This window comes from Cupriavidus sp. MP-37 (assembly GCF_020618415.1).
GTDB lineage: Bacteria > Pseudomonadota > Gammaproteobacteria > Burkholderiales > Burkholderiaceae > Cupriavidus.
In genome coordinates this window covers 283,873-300,982 of the sequence record NZ_CP085344.1, presented here as the reverse complement: position 1 = coordinate 300,982, position 17,110 = coordinate 283,873, and the positions used below count along the sequence as shown (strand labels likewise).

General features: G+C 68.2%; 14 protein-coding genes and 1 tRNA gene. 4 read left to right on the top strand and 11 right to left on the bottom strand.

The genetic code is table 11. From position 1 onward, the window contains the following. Positions 1 to 74 precede the first annotated feature (74 nt). Entirely contained in the window at positions 75 to 1,703 is a 1,629-nt protein-coding gene (locus LIN44_RS01430) for a sensor histidine kinase N-terminal domain-containing protein (protein WP_370641597.1), read from the top strand. Between the two features lie 25 nt (positions 1,704 to 1,728). Here LIN44_RS01430 and LIN44_RS01425 read toward each other — a convergent pair whose 3' ends face one another. Further along, positions 1,729 to 2,247 carry an SET domain-containing protein gene (locus LIN44_RS01425; protein WP_227313241.1) on the bottom strand — a complete coding sequence of 173 codons (519 nt, stop codon included), beginning with the start codon at positions 2,245 to 2,247 and terminating at the stop codon, positions 1,729 to 1,731. Between the two features lie 1,159 nt (positions 2,248 to 3,406). Between LIN44_RS01425 and LIN44_RS01420 the strand changes: the two genes are divergently transcribed. Beyond that, the gene (locus tag LIN44_RS01420) at positions 3,407 to 3,685 is read left to right on the top strand and encodes an HU family DNA-binding protein (protein ID WP_012354324.1); all 279 of its coding nucleotides are present in this window, start codon (positions 3,407 to 3,409) and stop codon (positions 3,683 to 3,685) included. Between the two features lie 240 nt (positions 3,686 to 3,925). Further along, entirely contained in the window at positions 3,926 to 4,945 is a 1,020-nt protein-coding gene (locus tag LIN44_RS01415) for a DUF2272 domain-containing protein (protein ID WP_227313240.1), read from the top strand. Between the two features lie 75 nt (positions 4,946 to 5,020). Here LIN44_RS01415 and dinB read toward each other — a convergent pair whose 3' ends face one another. The 3 genes from dinB to LIN44_RS01400 form a co-directional block, all read right to left on the bottom strand. Further along, on the bottom strand, positions 5,021 to 6,100 hold the full coding sequence (gene dinB, locus LIN44_RS01410; RefSeq protein WP_227313239.1) for a DNA polymerase IV: 1,080 nt from the start codon (positions 6,098 to 6,100) through the stop codon (positions 5,021 to 5,023). A 58-nt stretch (positions 6,101 to 6,158) separates the two neighbouring features. Then, on the bottom strand, positions 6,159 to 7,064 hold the full coding sequence (gene rarD / locus LIN44_RS01405; RefSeq protein WP_227313238.1) for an EamA family transporter RarD: 906 nt from the start codon (positions 7,062 to 7,064) through the stop codon (positions 6,159 to 6,161). A 164-nt stretch (positions 7,065 to 7,228) separates the two neighbouring features. Further along, the gene (locus LIN44_RS01400; protein ID WP_227313237.1) at positions 7,229 to 8,365 is read right to left on the bottom strand and encodes a TRAP transporter substrate-binding protein; all 1,137 of its coding nucleotides are present in this window, start codon (positions 8,363 to 8,365) and stop codon (positions 7,229 to 7,231) included. A gap of 500 nt (positions 8,366 to 8,865) precedes the next feature. Between LIN44_RS01400 and LIN44_RS01395 the strand changes: the two genes are divergently transcribed. Continuing rightward, entirely contained in the window at positions 8,866 to 10,512 is a 1,647-nt protein-coding gene (locus LIN44_RS01395) for a carbohydrate porin (protein WP_227313236.1), read from the top strand. Here LIN44_RS01395 and LIN44_RS01390 read toward each other — a convergent pair. From LIN44_RS01390 to LIN44_RS01360, 7 genes are all read right to left on the bottom strand, one after another. Beyond that, the gene (locus LIN44_RS01390; RefSeq protein ID WP_227313235.1) at positions 10,496 to 11,212 is read right to left on the bottom strand and encodes an MIP/aquaporin family protein; all 717 of its coding nucleotides are present in this window, start codon (positions 11,210 to 11,212) and stop codon (positions 10,496 to 10,498) included. The genes LIN44_RS01395 and LIN44_RS01390 overlap by 17 nt on opposite strands. Positions 11,213 to 11,509: 297 nt before the next feature. Continuing rightward, positions 11,510 to 12,001 (bottom strand): hypothetical protein, encoded by a 492-nt coding sequence (locus LIN44_RS01385; protein WP_227313234.1) that lies wholly within the window; start codon positions 11,999 to 12,001, stop codon positions 11,510 to 11,512. 201 nt (positions 12,002 to 12,202) lie between these two features. Further along, complete coding sequence (locus tag LIN44_RS01380; RefSeq protein WP_227313233.1) at positions 12,203 to 12,553, bottom strand: BrnA antitoxin family protein; 351 nt, start codon at positions 12,551 to 12,553, stop codon at positions 12,203 to 12,205. Positions 12,554 to 12,878: 325 nt separating this feature from the next. Continuing rightward, positions 12,879 to 12,954: transfer RNA gene (locus LIN44_RS01375), tRNA-Phe, on the bottom strand. Between the two features lie 60 nt (positions 12,955 to 13,014). Further along, the gene (locus tag LIN44_RS01370; protein ID WP_227313232.1) at positions 13,015 to 13,725 is read right to left on the bottom strand and encodes a response regulator; all 711 of its coding nucleotides are present in this window, start codon (positions 13,723 to 13,725) and stop codon (positions 13,015 to 13,017) included. A gap of 52 nt (positions 13,726 to 13,777) precedes the next feature. Further along, positions 13,778 to 16,210, bottom strand: coding sequence for a PAS domain-containing sensor histidine kinase (locus LIN44_RS01365; RefSeq protein ID WP_227313231.1), 2,433 nt, complete (start codon positions 16,208 to 16,210; stop codon positions 13,778 to 13,780). Beyond that, entirely contained in the window at positions 16,207 to 17,103 is an 897-nt protein-coding gene (locus LIN44_RS01360) for a DUF4390 domain-containing protein (protein ID WP_227313230.1), read from the bottom strand. The genes LIN44_RS01365 and LIN44_RS01360 overlap by 4 nt, the downstream gene beginning before the upstream one ends. Positions 17,104 to 17,110 lie beyond the last annotated feature (7 nt).

The window sequence follows — 17,110 nt, the reverse complement described above, 5'->3', positions numbered from 1 at the left end:
CCGCAATGTGGCCTCGCTCCCGCACCTCCTCCCGGGTTTCCTGGCGCACGGCCTCCCGCATCGCCACGCGGAACGTGCCCCCATCTTCCGCTGCGGCTGACGCCGCGGGACTCAACCCTGCGCCCACGGCGACGCGCCAGCCGTCCCGCACCGGCTCCAACATCAGCCTGCGCGTGCACCTGCTGCGCGCGCTGGCCACGCCGCTGTTCGCGCTGGTGCTGACCAGCGGCTCGCTGTCGTACTGGCTGGCGGCGCACTACACCACGCAGGTGTTCGACCGGGCGCTGTATGGGGTGGCCAACAACATCGCCCAGCAGATCCGCATCGCCGGCCCACGGCTGGAGCAGGACATCCCGATGATTGCGCAGACGCTGGTCGAGGCCGAGGGCACCGATCGCATCTACTGGCGCATCCACGGCCCCGACGGGCTGATCGGCGGCATGGATACCTGGCTGGGCTACGGCACCGGCCAGACCACGCTGCACGACGCGCGGCTGTTCTATGCGTGGTTCAGCGGCCGCCAGGTGCGCGCGGTGCGGCTGCCGGTGATGCTGCCCAGCGCCGCGGTCGATGAACTCGGCACCAGCGAGGCCGGCAAGCCCGCACGCGGCCCGATCGTGGTGGAAGTGGCGGAGCTGCTGGACCGGCGCGAGACCGCGGCCAACGAGATCCTGCTGTCGGTATCGGTGCCGCTGATCCTGCTGCTGCTGGTCGGCAGCCTGATCCTGTCGCACGTGCTCAAGGAGGAGCTGGTGCCGCTGCAGATCCTGGCCGACAAGCTCAACCGGCAGACCGCGCGCTCGCTGGCCGCGCTGGATGAAACCCAGGTGCCGGCCGAGGTGGCGCCGCTGATCCGGGGCCTGAACGCGCTGCTGGCGCGGCTGCGCGATGCGCTCGACGCGCAGCGCAAGTTCATTGCCGATGCCGCGCACCAGCTGCGCACGCCGCTGACCGCGGTCAAGCTGCATGCCGACCGCGCGCAAAGCGCCGATTCGCTGGAAGTGGCGCGCCATGCGCTGCGCGAGGTGCAGACCGCGGCCGACCGCGCGGTGCGCTTGTCCAACCAGCTGCTGTCGCTGGCGCGGGCCGAGCCCGGGCTGTCGCTGGAACGGCTGGGACCGGTGGAACACTTCGACCTGGCCGAGCTGGCCTTCGAGATCGGTGCCGAGTGGGTGCCGCAGGCGCTGGCGCGCCGCATCGACCTGGGCTTCGAGATCCTGCCCGGGCCCACCTTCACCGGCAGCGCGCCGGCGGTGGTGCGCGGCAACCGGCTGCTGATGCGCGAAGCGCTGTCCAACCTGATCGACAATGCGGTGAAATACGTGCCCGCCGGCGGGCGCATCACCGTGCGCGCCGGCGGCGAGGCCATGGGTCACCGCGGCATGGCGGTGGTGATGGTGGAAGACAACGGGCCCGGCATCCCGCCGCAGCGGCGCGAGGAAGTGTTCAAGCGCTTCTTCCGCGGCGACCGCGCCCCCGAGCCGGGCGGCGGCCGCGCCGACCAGGCGGGCGGAGCCGGCCTGGGGCTGGCCATCGTGCATGAAATCGTGACCCTGCACCACGGCACCATCCGCATCGAGGACGTACCTCCCGCTCCGGGCGCGGCGGCACAACCGTCCGCCACGGACGGCGCGCCCGAGCGGCGCGCGGTGATGCGCTTCGTTATCCGGATCCCCTGCGAGCCGGCAGGGTCGGTGGCCTGAACCGCGCTGGTGCGCGGGGCGCGCCTTACTTGGCCTTTTTCTTCTTCTTTTCCTTCGGCGCCAGCATGGTGCCGCGGCATTGCGGGCTGCCGCAGCGGCACTCGAATTCCTTCTTCAGCTTGGCGGTATAGCGCGCGTCGATCACCAGGCCGTAGTCATAGAACAGCTCCTCGCCCTGGGCAATGTCGCGCAGCGCGTGGATGAAGACGCGGCCCTTCTTTTCACGCGCTTCGCAGTTGGGCTCGCAGGCGTGGTTGATCCAGCGCGCGCGGTTGCCGCCGTACTTGGCGTCGATGACGCTGCCATCGTCCAGGCTGAAGTAGAAGGTGTGGTTGGGATCGCTGGGATCGTGCGGATGGCGCTCCAGCGCCTTCTTCCAGGAGATGTGCTCGCCCTTGTACTCGATCACGCGCTCGCCCTCGGCAATCGGCGCGATGGCATAGACGCCCTTGCCGTGCACGCCTGACTGGCGCACCTCGATCCGGTCGCTCGCCGTTTTCTTGCTGCCCTCGCCCGCTGCCTTGCGCTTTGCCTTGTCCGCCATTTGCCTTTCCGTGCGTTCGCCTGTTGTGCCTGGGTGGCCGGGCCGGCCGCCCGGCGCGATCGGGGATGATACCGGGGCGGCCGCGACACGTATACGTGGCAACACTTCGCTGCCTGGCCGCTACCGGCCCAAACCACGGACCGGAACCACGGACCGGCACCGTATACGTCCCACCTCGCCCTGCGGCCGCCCCCGTATACGCGGCAACCGTTTACCACCCCGCGTGTGGATAACCCCGCCCCGATCTGTGGACAAGCACGCGGATTGGGTGTGGGCTGCCTGGGGCTGGCATGGGGATGCCTCGGGCATAAGTCGGAGGGGGTTCGGCTGGCGCCTCATCCATTGGGCTGAGTCTTCCACCTCGGCCAACACTCGATGAGACCACTTCTCGTTTACGTAAACCTTTGAAGGCAAAGAGGTTTACGGGGTTTTCCACAGCGGCTGCGGGTGTTTACCTACTACTACTATCTGTATACATGAAAGAAAAAGGTAAACCGAAAGAACGACCCCCGGCCCCGGGGCATCGTCCAAAAGGCGGCAGGCGTAAACGGCGGGTTTGCGAGAGACTTTCTCTTTGCCCGTTGGTCGGTGCGTATACGCCGGCGAGGTATACGCGGCATCAAGGTGTCGATCGCAGCGGTATACGCGCCTGCCGGCAGGTAACGGGGTCGTGCGGACGGCTGACGATCCATGCATGCGCCGAATAGCGCAGGAGCGCTGCCTGCGGCGGCGCGGATCCGGACATGCACCATAGTGCAGCTCCCGGCTTTGCAGCCGTACAGCGCTTCCAGCCCGCGCAGGAGCTCAGGGCTGCCCAGACCCTATGCCCGGGTCTGAAGGCCGTCTGCGGGCTTCTGAAGGCCCGTGGCATGCGGGTATACCGTGCCAGGCCGGTCACGGCAGTCCAGGTACCTGACGTAGGACGATTTGCCGTTTACGCTTCGATCCCGCCCATGGCGGGCCCCCCTGCTGACCCCCTCGATTTGCTTCCAGCCCCGTGCTGGCGCGGCCTCCCGGAAACTGCCAGGTAACAATCTGTTCCCGGTGCGCCTTGTCCGACACGGTATCATGTGGCCCGCGGCGTCTTTGCCGGAGCGGTGCCAGCCTGGCCGCCCGGCCGCGGACGCCTGTGTTTTATCAACTCGATACGGAGTGAAGCATGACGAAAACCGAACTGATCGACGCTATCGCAGCCGGGGTGGACGGTCTGACCAAGGCCAAGGCTGAACAGGCACTGAACGTGACCCTGTCGGCCATCATGGACGCAGTGGCCAAGGGTGACACGCTGAGCCTCATCGGCTTTGGCACGTTCAGCAAGGGCGAGCGTGGCGAGCGCATGGCGCGCAACCCGCGTACCGGTGAGGAAATCAAGGTCGAAGCCGCCAAGACCGTGAAGTTCAAGGCTGGCCAGAAGTTCAAGGACGCTGTCAACCAGTGATCCTGACGGGCTGCACTGCAGAGCCCGGCATTGCCTGACCCCGCCATGCCGCCGCCCCGGTGCCCGAGGGCGCAGGCGTGCGCCAGGCGGGGACGTTATCCACAGTCGTGACCTGAATCTCCTGCAGTATCCGCCGCATCGCCCGCTCCGCGCTTGGGCGATCGCGCGCCAAGTCTTCCAACAGGCGTCCAGCCTTGGCCAGAACTCGCCATGCCGGGCGCCGTGCCATGTGGGGCCAACATGTTTGCCCGTCCGCAGCGCCACAGCTTTCCACAGCGTTATGCACAACGCTTTCCACAGCTGATTCCACAGCGTTCTCCACAGGCGCCCACGCCGCTGCTGCCGCTGCGCGCCGCCTGCGCGGCCTGCGCCGCCGCGCTGCTGAGCGCCTGCACCACGGTCGTCGAACCGGCCCGCCCGCAGGCACGGGCGCTGCCGGATAGCGAGCGGCCGGTGACCAGCCCGGGCGCCACGCCGCGCGAGCGCATTGTCGAGATCGCCACCCAGGAATGGGCCCGCTGGGGCGGACAGGTGGTGCGGCTGGGCCGCGACGATACTTCTTGCGTGACCTACAGCCCGGTGCCGGCGCCGGAATTGCCATCTGAGTTGCCGCCCGAGCTGCCGCCGGCGTCGCCCACCGACGCCGCAGCGCCTGCCGTGGCCACCACCGATACCGAGTCCAAGACCAACGGCAACCCGCCACCGGCAGCCAGCTGCCTGTCTTTCCCCGATGGCACTGGCATGGAGGCCACGCCGCTGGGGTGCACGCTGGCGCGCCGCTACTGGGGCATCGTGGGCGAAACGCCCAGCTGCAGGCAGGTCACGCAGGGCGCCTGGGCCTGGTCGGCGGTCTTTGTGTCATGGGTGTTGCGCAAGGCGGGCCTGGACGAGCGCCAGTTCCTGACCGGCCAGTCGCACTCGATGTACGTGGTCGATGCCCGCGACGGCATCCTGCCGCGCCCCGCATTCCGCATCGAGCCCGTACCCGCGATGCCCCGCCCCGGCGACATCATCTGCGCCGGCCGCGGGCGCGACCGCTATCTCGAGGACATCGCCGAGATCGGTTTCGGCACCACGCCGATGCATTGCGACATCGTGGTCGCCGTGGATCCGGCAGCGCGCGTGGTGCGCGCCATCGGCGGCAATGTCCAGCAATCGGTATCGATGGAAGAGATCGAACTGGGCGATTCGGGCCGGCTCGACGGTGTCACCAATTCCCACATGCCGTGGCTGCTGGTGATGCGCAACGACTTGCAGTAGGTCTGCTTATCGATGTGATTTATCGATGGTCGGTTTATTTCTTTGTATCGATAAATCGAATAAATAAACTGACGCTCAGTCGAACAACTCCAGCTGCGCGGTATCCCGGTCGCTGGTGCCCACCCCAACCCCCAGCAGCCGTACCGGCAGGCCCCGGCGCGCATGGCCCTCGGCCAGCAGCCGCGCATAGACGCTGCGTTCCGGCGCGTGGCCGCGGCATTCGACCGTGGTCTGGCGGAAGTCCGAGAAGCGCAGCTTTACCGTCAGCTTGTCGATGGTGCCGTGTGCCTGGGCACGCGCGATGCGCGCCTCGAGCATGGCGATCAGCGGCTCCAGCTCGGCCAGGCAGGCCTGCAGGTCGGGCAGGTCGTCGGCATAGGTCTCTTCCACGCTGATCGACTTGCGCTCGCGCTCGGGCGTGACCGCGCGCTCGTCGATGCCGCGGCACAGCTTGTACAGCCGCGCCCCGAACACGCCGAACTCGCGATGCAGGCGGTCCGGCGACCACGGCCGCAGGTCGCCGCAGGTCTCGGCCCCCAGCCGGCGCAGCTTGGCCGCGGTGACCTTGCCCACGCCATGGATGCGCTCCACCGGCAGCGCGGCGACAAAGGCGTCGACCGCGGCCGGCCTGACCACGAACAGGCCGTCGGGCTTGTTCCAGTCGCTGGCGATCTTGGCGACGAACTTGCTGGGGCCGACGCCGGCCGACACCGTCACCCCGACTTCCTCCCGCACGCGCTGGCGGATCTCTTCGGCAATGCGGGTGGCGCTGCCGGCATGGTGCGTGCACAGGCTGACATCGAGGTAGGCCTCGTCCAGCGACAGCGGCTCGACCAGCGCGGTGTATTCGCGGTAGATCGCAAAGATGCGGCGCGAGACCTCGCGGTACTTGTCCATCGCGGGCCGCACGATCAGCAGGTCCGGGCAGCGCTTGAGCGCCTGTGCCGAGGCCATCGCCGAGCGCACGCCGTAGGCCCGCGCCTCGTAGTTGCAGGTGGCAATCACGCCGCGCCGGTCGGGTGCGCCGCCCACGGCCATCGGCCGGCCGCGCAGCGACGGGTCGTCGCGCATTTCGACCGAGGCGTAGAAGCAGTCGCAGTCGCAATGGATGATCTTGCGCTGGACCGCGGGACTGGCATCAGGCGGGGCGGACATGAGGGCCGGGATCGGCTAACTGCGGATTATCCGTGGGATGAATGAATGCTATCGGTTTTCACGTAGTCTCATTGATCGACTGGATGGCGGCGGGCTTCTGCCGGGTATTCATCCACAACCCTTCGGCCGCATACAACGCCAGCGACAGCCAGATCAGCGCGTACCCCACCTGCTTCTGCGCCGGGAACGGCTCGTGCCACAGCCACACCCCCAGCAGCAGCTGCAGCGTCGGGCCGGTGTACTGCAGCAGGCCCAGCAGCGACAACGGAATGCGCCGTGCGCCGGCGGCAAAGAACAGCAGCGGCACCGCCGTCACCGGTCCGGCCAGCAACAGCAGCCACTGCGTACCCGGCGCTGCGTGCGTAAAGCTGTCCTGGCCGGTGGCGAACAGCCAGCCCAGCGCCGCTGCGGCCAGCGGGAACAGCAGCAGTGTTTCCAGCGACAGCCCTTCGAGCGCGCCCAGTGCACCGGTCTTGCGCAGCAGCCCGTAGCCGCCAAAGCTGGCGGCCAGGCCCAGCGCAATCCACGGCAGCTGCCCCGCCGCCACCGTCAGCCACGCCACGCCTGCCGCCGCCACCGCGATCGCCAGCCATTGCACCCGGCGCAGGCGCTCATGCAGGAACACCACGCCGAGCAGCACGCTGAACAGCGGGTTGATGAAATACCCCAGGCTGGCGTCGACCACGCGGTTGGCCGATACCGCCCAGATGTACAGGAACCAGTTCGCGCACAGCAGCGCCGCGCTGGCGGCAAACGACAGCAACAGGCGCCGGTCCCTGACTACCTGGCCCAGCCACGCCCACTGGCGGCGCCAGGCCAGGATCAGCCCCAGGAAGACCAGCGACCACACCATCCGGTGCAGCAGGATCTCCACCGGCGCGATGCCGGGGAGCGACTTGATGTAGAGCGGGAGCAGGCCCCAGATAAGGTACGCCAGCAAGGCGTAGAGAATGCCGAGTTGCATAGGTTTTCCGATCGATGCCGGCGATTCTACCGGGGCCGCGCCATCCCCGCCGGCGCGTGCCGCGAACACGCGCCGCCAACAAAAAACCCCATGCTCCCGGGGGACCATGGGGTTTGCGGCGGGCCCGCCCGCCCGCTATCCCGGTTGCCCGGGCGCCACGCGGCTTACAGCTTGCGCGCGAAGCTGAACTGGGCGAAGCCCTGCTCGGCCACGTTGAACCAGGCGGCCTGGTTGTTGCGGAACACGCGCCAGTCGTCGTAGATCTTCTTGAACGACGGGTTCTTCGCGGTTTCGTCGGCGTAGGACTCCTGGGTCGCCTTGAAGCAGGCCTCCATGATCTCCTTGGAGAACGGACGCAGCTTGACGCCGTTTTCCAGCAGGCGTGCCAGCGCCTGCGGGTTGACCGTGTCGTACTTGGCCGTCATGGCGGTGTGCGCCTCGATAGTGGCGGTTTCCAGCGCGCGCTTGTACAGCGTGGGCAGCTTCTCGAACTCGCTGGCCGAAGCGTAGAACGACAGCTGCGCGCTGCCTTCCCACCAGCCCGGATAGTAGTAGTACGGCGCCACCTTGTAGAAGCCCAGCTTCTCGTCATCGTACGGGCCCACCCACTCGGCCGCGTCGATGGTGCCCTTCTCCAGCGCGGGGTAGATGTCGCCGCCGGCAATCTGCTGCGGCACCACGCCCAGGCGCGACAGCACCACGCCGGCAAACCCGGCGATGCGGTACTTCAGGCCCTGCAGGTCGGCCACGGTCTTGATTTCCTTGCGGAACCAGCCGCCCATCTGCGCGGTGGTGTTGCCGCCCAGGAAATTGACGACGTTGTATTCCTTGAAGAACTCGCGCATCAGCTTCATGCCGTTGCCCTGCAGCATCCAGGCATTCTGCTGGCGCGTGGTCAGGCCGAACGGCACGGTGGTGTCGAAGCACAGCGTCGGATTCTTGCCGAAATAGTAGTAGCCGGCGGTGTGGCCGATCTGCACGGTGTTGTTCTGCACCGCGTCCAGCACCTGCAGGCCCGGCACGATTTCGCCGGCGGCGAAGACCTTGATATTGAACTTGCCGTCGGTCAGTTCGCGCACACGGGCCGACAGCGTCTCGGCGCCGCCGAAGATGGTGTCGAGCGACTTGGGGAAGCTCGAGGCCAGGCGCCATTCCACGGCGGGGTTGCTGCCCACCACGGCCGGCGCGGCCGGGCCGCTGGCGGCGACAGGCGCTGCCTTCTCTTCACCCTTGCCGCACGCGGCCAGTGCCCCGGTGGCAGCCACGGCCGACGCTTTCAACAGAAAGGAACGACGTTCCATCTCCACTTCTCCTCTTATAGATATTGATTCGGATGCGGGCGCACGGCTTGCATGAGGCCGCGCGCCGGACCGTGACGCACCGGCCGCCGGGGTACGGCGGCCTGCGCAGCGCAGTGCCTGTGGCGAACGGGCACGGCGGCGTGCCCTGCAGGCCGGACGCTGTCTGCGCTCACGGCCGAGGGCTGTCTTACCCGAAAGACAAGCCAGCCGATTATAGCGGTGGCCCTTTCGGCACGGGGCCCCGCGCAAGTGCGGGTTTTCGCTAGTCGATTGCGACATTGCCGCCGTTTTTTCGCATGGTGAGACGCCGCACAGTGTGATGGATTTTGTAACCCGGCTTGCGGTCAAATGGTCTCGGCTGATAAAAAACAGTCCCGCCTCCGGAGCCCTGCCTGCCGGATATGGTTGTTGCCCGCTGAATTGCCTCGTTGCCGTACCAATTGCCCGCTTGTTCTCGTCGACTCTCCCTGAAGCCGCCCGGCGCTTGCGCAGGCCGCCGCGTGCCGCTGCGCCGCCTCGGCTTTGCCGTGCTGGCCGCCTGGGGCCTGGCGGCATGCGCGCAGACTGGCGACACGGCCACGGGCGCCGCCGAATCCGCGACAGCCTTGCAGCCGCCGCGCATCGCGCCGCGGCCGGCGGTGCCGGCAACGGTCACCGCGTCCACGGCGGCGCCCACCCCGCCGGCGGTAGCGCCGCACAGTGAAACGTCGGCATCGGCCGCGCCGGCCGCGACCGACGATCCGCTCGCCGCGCTGATCGCCGGCGAAGCGGCGCCCGCGGCGAGCGTCACCGTACCCGCTGCGGCGGACACCAGCATTGCCGCGACCCCGCCGCCGGTCGATCCCGATTTCGTCGGCCCGCCCGAACCCCCGGCCGCGCCGCCGCCGCCGCTGGTGCTGTTCCCGCCCCGGCTTGGCGAGTTCCAGGCCGAGGCGCCCGCCGCCCCGGCGCCAGGCGCGGACGCCGGCACCCCGTCGGACGCACCGCCGGTACTGCATTCCCAGTTGCCCGCCGAAGACCCGGCGGGCGAGTCCGTGTGGCGCCTGAGCTACAGCGGACGCGCCGCGGTCGAGGATCGCCCGTCCACCATGCGCGCCTGCCCCGGCGGCGCGTTGTCGACCGGCATCGGCAGCGGGCTGGCCTGCCGCAGTACGGGCGAGGTCCGGATCCGCGAATCCGTGCTGGACCTCGACGGTGGCGCGCAGGTGATGCTGATCGCGCAGGCGCGCGGCACGGATGCCACCACCGTCAATGGCCGCCCGGCGGCGATCGATCCCTATGCCCTGGTGCCGCAGTTCTATACGGCGGTCAGCGGGCTGGCGGTGCTGGACGGCGCCACCATGTGGGCCGGCCGGCGCGACAACGCGCCCTTCCTGATGTCATCCGGGCTGCTGCCGCCCAATTCCACGGCAATGCGCTTTGGCGTGGACAACGCCAGGCTGATCGGCGATATCGGCCTGAACTACCAGTACACCGCGCGCGCCGACCAGAACGGCCAGAACCTGCCCAGCTATCACTCGCTGCGCACCGCGCCGATCCCCACCAATGAACTGGGTTCGGTCCAGCTCGGCTTCACCCGGGTGGAAGCGCAGCCGCTGGTGGAGGACTCGGGCGGGGCGTGGTGGGCGTCGGCGCTGCACGAGCAGAAAGGCGTGCTGTTCGGCACCAACCGGCTGGGGGTGCAGTTCGGCTCGGGCTCGCGCAATGCCATGACCGGCTATACCGGCATGGGACCGTCGCTGTCGCGCACGCGCGTGGCCGACTCGATCGAATGGAAGAGCCGCTGGGGGCTGAGCGGCGCGGTCGAGCAAAGCCTGCAGTTCGACCGTTCGCCGGTCGGCACGCTGCAGTGGACCACCACGCGCCTGCGCCCCGCCTACGTCGCCAGCAGCCAGTTCCGGCTGAATTTCGAGGTGTCGCACGACCAGATCTCGTCCGGCTTCGGCGTCAGCGGCCAGCGCACCGCGCTGACGGTGGCGCCGACGCTGACGCTGGGCAAGTCGGCCGGCAATGCCAACCTGCGCGCCTTCTACACCTACAGCCGTGCCAGCGACGTCGATGGCATCGGCTACACCGCGCCGGCCGACGCGTGGGCCTCGCAGCCGAGCGGCTCGATCTTCGGCGTGCAGCTCAATCGGCGCTGGTAGTCGCCCCGGTCAGGTTACCGGCCGGCGCCGGTGCCACGGCGGCGGGTTTGCGGAACAGCCAGTGGAACAGCAGCGTGGCCGCCAGCCCGCCGCCGATCTGCGCCAGCACGAAGCCCGGCACGTCCTGCGGCCGGATCCCGGTGAAGGTATCGGTCAGCGCGCAGGCCAGCGTCAGCGCGGGATTGGCGAACGAGGTCGACGACGTGAACCAGTAGCCCGCGGTGATATAGCCGGCCACCACGAACGGCACCAGCTGCGGGCGGCTGCGCAGCGTGCCGATACCCACGCCGACCAGGCCGAAGGTTGCCACGAACTCGCTCCACCACATCGACGCGCCCGTGCGGCTCTGCGCCGACCACGCCAGTGCCGGCTCGCCGAACATGGCATGCGCCGCGAGCACGCCGCAGACGCCGCCCGCCAGCTGCACCAGCACATAGCGCAGCGCATCGCGCGGCGCCAGCGTGCCCTGCACCAGCGCCGACAGGCTCACCACCGGGTTGAAATGCCCGCCCGAGACCGGACCCAGCGACACCAGCAAGGCCACCAACCCGGCGCCGGTGGCGAGCGAATTCGCCAGCAGCGCGAGCGCGGTATCGCCAGCGGCGAGACGCTCGGCACGGATGCCGGAGCCGACCACGATCGCCACCAGCAGCGCGGTGCCGAGTCCCTCCGCCACCAGGCGGCGCGCCAGCGTACTCATCGCTGCGCGGCGCCGGCGCAGCGGCGCGAAGCTTGGGCGAGGCCAAGGCCAGCCCGTGGCGATGGATCGCAGGCGATAAGGGAAACGATGGGAAAAGCGAGCAGCAACAAGATGGACAACGTCGCCTGAGACGACGCCTCGAACGGTGGCAGGTCGTTGCCATGGGGCTGGCAACGCCGCGGCGCAGCGGCTGCGCGCGCGGTCGCGACAGTGTTCCGCCGCGGCCCGGACGCGTCAATGCGCGCCGACGATGTTGTGTGCTGACGCCGGGTTTCGAATCGCGCCTTTCAGCGCAATTCAGCGCAACAGGAACGCAATATCCTCGACCACGATATTCGCCACCGGGATGCCCTTGCGGCGCTGGAACAGGATGTGCTGCTGCACGCGGCTGCGCTGCTCGGCAAATACGGAGGGATCGATCGGCGTGCCCAGGCGCATGTAGTGCTGCACCAGCAGCTTGTAGGCGCGATGGCGCACCTGCATGGCCTCGGTCTCGGCGCGCAGCCGCTTGATCTCGGCCGGGCTGCGGTCGATGGCCTGGTGCAGTTCTTCCACCGTGCGCGCGTGCAGCTCGCGGTAGACGTCGCGCTCGGCTTCCATCTGGTGCAACTCGTCACGCAGCGCGCGGATCTTGTTCTGCAGCTTCAGGGTCTGCGACACCGCCTGCTGCATCCGCCCCGCCGCCCCCAGCGCCTGGCTGGCCGCGGCCATGGTGCTCTTCCACAAGCCGCGTTCGCCGGCCGTGGTTTGCTGTGGCCAGCGCTTGTCCGTCCCGATCAATGTGTCCATCGAACCCCCGGTGAGAAAGGATCGGCCCGGGCCGGGGTATCCGCGTTATGGGTGCGAACTGGAATGCGGCTTGACCGGCCTGGCCCGCCACGCCTGGCGGCGGTGCGTCAGGGCATCGTAGAGAGACATGGATCGGCTGCCAAGTAGAAGATTTTTACTTCTGGATTGGGTGTTGCGCGCCTGGCAAAACGAAAGGTCGCGTCAGCGGAGGGGCAGCATGCGGTGCGACTTCGCGTAGGCACGCAGCACGTCGTTGATGCGTGTTTGCCAGCCCTCGCCGGTGGCCTTGAAGGCTTCGACCACGTCGCGGTCGCAACGCATGTTCAGCGTGACCTTGCGTTGGCCTTCCGGCAGCGCCGGACGTCCGCGGGGCCGCAACAGCGCTTGCGCTGCCTTCTCGCCGACCAGCCGCGGCAGCACTTCACGCGCCGGCCGCAGGCGCGCCAGCTCGGCATCCGTCAGCGGCGGGTTGTCGCGATCGGCCTGCGCTGCGCGGGTCAGTGCCTTGTCTTCGGCATCAGTCGGGATATGAACCTTGCGTTTCGTTGACATACTTCAGTACCTCGCGGCGGTTGGCGGCATCGATTTATCGTATAGACATTAAATAGGCGGGACAAGGAATATTTGGCCGTGCGAAAACCCCCTGTCGGCTGCAGCGGGCAAAACTTCCTGCTGTCGGGCGTCACGATGTGCCCACACGCGCAAGGCAACCTTGACTCCGGTCAGTCGTGTCAGTCGTGTCAGCCGTGTCGAGCGGTTCGGGGAATGCGATGTGGGTGGAATGCAGATGTGTCGCCGGACGGCGCGGAAGGCATGGCGCGCCCAGTGAGCGCCCAATGCAAAAAGCCCGGCTGCAAGAGCCGGGCTTTTCCTGTTCTGGTGGCCTGGGACGGAATCGAACCGCCGACACAAGGATTTTCAATCCTCTGCTCTACCGACTGAGCTACCGGGCCAAAGAAGCGAAACTATAACTGGTCTCTCAAGACCAGTCAAGCGTCATGTAGGGCACTGCTTCAGTGTTCCGCCGGCTCCGGCTTGTTGCGGCCCAGTTCGACGCCGAGCTGCTTGAGCTTGCGGTACAGGTGGGTGCGCTCCAGCCCGGTTTTCTCGGCCACGCGGGTCATGCTGCCGTGTTCGCGCAGCAGGTGGTACTCGAAATAGGCGCGCTCGAACAGGTCGCGCGCCTCGCGCAGCGGCATGTCGAACGAGAACTGCATCTCGGCTTCGGGCACGCGCGCCGGGCTGCCATTGGGGGCGGCTTCTGCCGTGGCTTCGGGCGCGGTGGCGGCTGTGCCGGGTTCCGCCGCCGGTGCGGTGGCGGGTGCGGCGGCGGCCGTGGTGGTGGTGCGCGGGCGTTCGATGCCGCGGGCCAGGCCCTGCTCCACCGCGGACAGCAGCTTCTGCAGCGCGATCGGCTTTTCCAGGAAATTGAGCGCGCCGATCTTGGTGGCCTCGACCGCGGTATCGATGGTCGCGTGGCCCGACATCATGATCACGGGCATGGTCAGCTGTCCCTGCGCGGACCACTCCTTGAGCAGCGTGACGCCATCGGTATCGGGCATCCAGATATCGAGCAGCACCAGATCGGGCGTGCCCGCCGCACGGTAATCGCGCGCCTGTTGCGCGTTTTCAGCGAGTTCGACCACATGGCCTTCGTCGCTGAGGATCTCCGAGAGCAGCTCGCGGATTCCCATTTCGTCATCGACTACGAGGATGGTTGCCATACTTCCCCTCTTAACCCCACCGCAGCGTTCCGGGACCGGACGCCAATGTTGACTATGCCAGTTTAACGAACAGGATCGAGATCTGCGCACCGACGATCTCGGCACCTTCCATGCGATTGCGCAGTTCGATGCGCGCGCCGTGTTCGTCAATGATCTTCTTTACCATCGCGAGCCCGAGACCCGTGCCCTTGGCTTTGGTGGTCACATAGGGCTCGAACGCACGGCTCAGGATGCGTGGTGCAAAACCGGGACCATTGTCCGCAATGGTGAGCTTGACGGCCTGCCGGTTCTCGCCGGCAGAATCTTTGTATTCTACAGTCTCGGTGTGCAGAGTGATATGGGGCGCGGCCCTACCGGCCGCGACGTTCTCCGCGGCCGCGTCCTGCGCGTTCTGCAGCAGGTTGTGGATGACCTGGCGCAACTGGGTGGGATCGCCCTTGATCTCGGGCAGCGCAGTGCCCAGCGTCGGATGGATCACCGGGTGCTCGTGCACCGCCGGATCGTCGATGCCGTACAGGTGCAGCACCTCGGCCACCAGGCTGTTGAGCTGCAGCGATTGCAGCACCGCCGGCGGCGTGCGCGCGTAGTCGCGGAAATCATCGACCATGCGCTTCATCGCCGCGACCTGGTTGACGATGGTGGCGGCGCCGCGCTTGAGCACGTCGGCATCGGTGCCCTCGAGCTTGGGCGAGAGCTTCATCTGCAGGCGCTCGGCCGACAGCTGGATCGGCGTGAGCGGGTTCTTGATCTCGTGCGCCAGGCGCCGTGCCACTTCGCCCCACGCCACCGAGCGTTGAGCGGAAATCACATCGGAAATATCGTCGAAGACGATCACATAGCCGGGCTCGTCACGCTCGCCGCCGGGCAAGCGCGCGCCGCGTACCAGCAGCGTCAGCGGCTGCTCCTCGCCCTGCGGCAGTTCGATCTGCTTCTGCCAGTGCTCGGCGCCGCCCAGCACCTCGCTGGTGTTCTGGTCCGAGAAGGCCTGGCGCACGATTTCGCCGAACGGGCCCATGCCGGGGATCTGTTCGATCGGCAGGCCCATCACCGCGCCGAAGGGCTGGCGGAAGATGCGCTCGGCGCCGGGGTTGGCGGTGATCAGCACGAAGCGGCGGTCGAACACCAGCACGCCCGCGGTGAGGTTCTGCAGCACGCTTTCGAGGTAGGCCTTCGACTGCTCCAGCGCGGCGCGGTTTTCTTCCACCGCCAGCCGCGCCTCGGCCAGCTGGCGCGTCATCTGGTTGAACTGCTGCGTCAGCATGCCCAGTTCATCGCGGCTCTTCAGCTCGCGCTTGGGCGACAGATCGCCCTCGGCCACTTCCTTGGTCCCCTGCAGCAGCATCAGCAGCGGCCGCGCCAGCTGGCCGCCGAGCAGCAGCGCCAGCATCACCGCGATAAACACCGCCAGGAACAGCGTCAGCGTCAGCGTGCCGATATACATCTTGCGCAGGCCGGTGCGGCCCAGCGCCTTCTCCTGGTACTCCTGGTACGCGCGCTGGACCTCGTCGGCGTTGCGCGCGAGCACCGCCGGCACCGGGTGCAGCACCTGCAGGTAGCGCTCTTCGCGCACGGTCTCGCCGACCAGGCCGAAGCCGCTCGACGGCGAATCCTCCGGGCTGCGCTCCACCGACAGGCCCGAGCCGGCCCAGCGCGGCGGGCGGGACAGCGCCCGCGGTGCGCTGGCGGCGCTGACCGTGTCCTGCGCCGGCCCTGGCGCCGCACCCAGCGGGATGATCACGCGCAGGCGGTACAGGTGGCTGCTGTCGACGCGTTCGGGCGCCTGGCCGACGTCGCTCGACGGATCGGTGCCGCCCTCGACCGCGGCATAGCCGCCCGCCAGCCGCGCCTGTTCCGCCAGCACGCCGGAAGGCAGGTCCGGCACCAGCGAGGCATAGTTGCTGGAAGCGCTGGCCAGCACGCGGCCGCTGCCGGTGAAGATGGCGGCTTCCTGCACGCCGTACTGCTCGCGCAGCCGGTTCAGCTGCAGCGAGGTGGCCACGCCGGAGGCGCCGGCCAGCTGTTCGGACATCAGCCGTGCCTTGACCTGCAGGTCGGCAAGCGAGCTGTCGATGGTGGAGCGGCCCAGGTTCAGTCCGGCCTCGAGCGCGGTCTCCACGCGCACGTCGAACCAGGACTCGATGCTGCGCGAGACGAACTGCAGCGACACCAGGTAGATCAGCACGCCGGGCAGCACGCCCACCACGCCGAAGAACACCGCGAGCTTGGTCATCAGCCGCGTGCCGAACTTGCCGCGGCGATAGCGCAGCCACAGCGTCACGGCGAGCGCGCCCACGGTCAGCACCAGCAGCGCGCCGATCACCAGGTTCACCTTGAACAGCAGTGTGAAATAGCGATCGAAGAATTCGGTATTGGCCGATGCGCCGGCCAGCAGGCCCACCAGCACCAGCGCCAGGAACACGATGATGCCGGCCACGACGCGGTACAGCACGCGCCGGAACCGGCTGTCCCACAACGGGTTGCTCATGGCTGGCTCGAAGCGGGCTGCGCCAGCATCGCCGGCGACAGCGCGTACGACACGGCCTGCAGGTACAGACCGCGTCCTTCCGTCAGGCCGCGCTCGTTGGCCGCGGCAGGCATGGAGGCCGGGGACGGTGCGGGCGCGGGCATGGCCGGCGAGGCCGGCAGCGCGGGCGATGCGGGCAACGCGGGCAACGCGGGCGGCGGTGCCGGTGGCTGCGGCGGCGGCGCGGGCTGCGCGTTCAGGTCGGTCGGCACGGTGTAGGAGAAACGCCGCCAGTCGGACGCCAGGTTCCAGTCGCGCGTGTTGACGGCATTGATCTGGAACGGCTTGGGCAACTGCGACAGGTCCAGCCGCATGCGCACTTCGGCGTTGTAGGTCTCGCCGGGCTTGACCGCGTTGCGCTCGAACACGCGCCAGCCGCGCACGCGCTGGATAAACTGCAGCGCGCTCTTCAGCCGCGTGAACGGCAGCTGCAGGCCGCCGGTGGAGATGCGGTACTGGCGCGTCAGCGGCTGGTAAGACAGCCGCACGCTGCGGGTGGTGTTGACCGGCTTGTCGTCGAACCAGTACCAGCGCGAGCGCGAGAGCTGGAAGTCGACCGCGAAATACAGCGAGATGCCCTTGTGCAGCGCGTCCTCGAGCGCGGGCGGCAGGTCGAAGTCGAAGCTGGCGGCAAGCTCGAAGCCGCCGTCCTGGTATTCGACCCGGGCCTCGGTGGCCTCGATCACCTGTGCCTGCGCGGCGCGCGGCAGCCACAGCGCGGCGGCCAGCGCCAGCAGCAGCGCGAGGGCCCAGCGCGCCAGCAGTCTGCGCGGGTCGGGCACGGCGTGCGCGCCAGTGCCGGCGCGGCGGTCCACTTCAACGCGAAAGCCTGACAGGCGCGGCGTGCTCGGCATCGGATCA

Coding starts and splice junctions, on each gene's coding strand:
- dinB (WP_227313239.1), bottom strand. CDS start 6,100: ATGTCCGCCCCGCCTGATGCCAGTCCCGCGGTCCAGCGCAAGATCATC.
- LIN44_RS01390 (WP_227313235.1), bottom strand. CDS start 11,212: ATGAGTACGCTGGCGCGCCGCCTGGTGGCGGAGGGACTCGGCACCGCG.
- LIN44_RS01425 (WP_227313241.1), bottom strand. CDS start 2,247: ATGGCGGACAAGGCAAAGCGCAAGGCAGCGGGCGAGGGCAGCAAGAAA.
- LIN44_RS01365 (WP_227313231.1), bottom strand. CDS start 16,210: ATGAGCAACCCGTTGTGGGACAGCCGGTTCCGGCGCGTGCTGTACCGC.
- LIN44_RS01380 (WP_227313233.1), bottom strand. CDS start 12,553: ATGTCAACGAAACGCAAGGTTCATATCCCGACTGATGCCGAAGACAAG.
- LIN44_RS01385 (WP_227313234.1), bottom strand. CDS start 12,001: ATGGACACATTGATCGGGACGGACAAGCGCTGGCCACAGCAAACCACG.
- LIN44_RS01360 (WP_227313230.1), bottom strand. CDS start 17,103: ATGCCGAGCACGCCGCGCCTGTCAGGCTTTCGCGTTGAAGTGGACCGC.
- LIN44_RS01400 (WP_227313237.1), bottom strand. CDS start 8,365: ATGGAACGTCGTTCCTTTCTGTTGAAAGCGTCGGCCGTGGCTGCCACC.
- LIN44_RS01420 (WP_012354324.1), top strand. CDS start 3,407: ATGACGAAAACCGAACTGATCGACGCTATCGCAGCCGGGGTGGACGGT.
- LIN44_RS01415 (WP_227313240.1), top strand. CDS start 3,926: ATGTTTGCCCGTCCGCAGCGCCACAGCTTTCCACAGCGTTATGCACAA.
- LIN44_RS01370 (WP_227313232.1), bottom strand. CDS start 13,725: ATGGCAACCATCCTCGTAGTCGATGACGAAATGGGAATCCGCGAGCTG.
- rarD (WP_227313238.1), bottom strand. CDS start 7,064: ATGCAACTCGGCATTCTCTACGCCTTGCTGGCGTACCTTATCTGGGGC.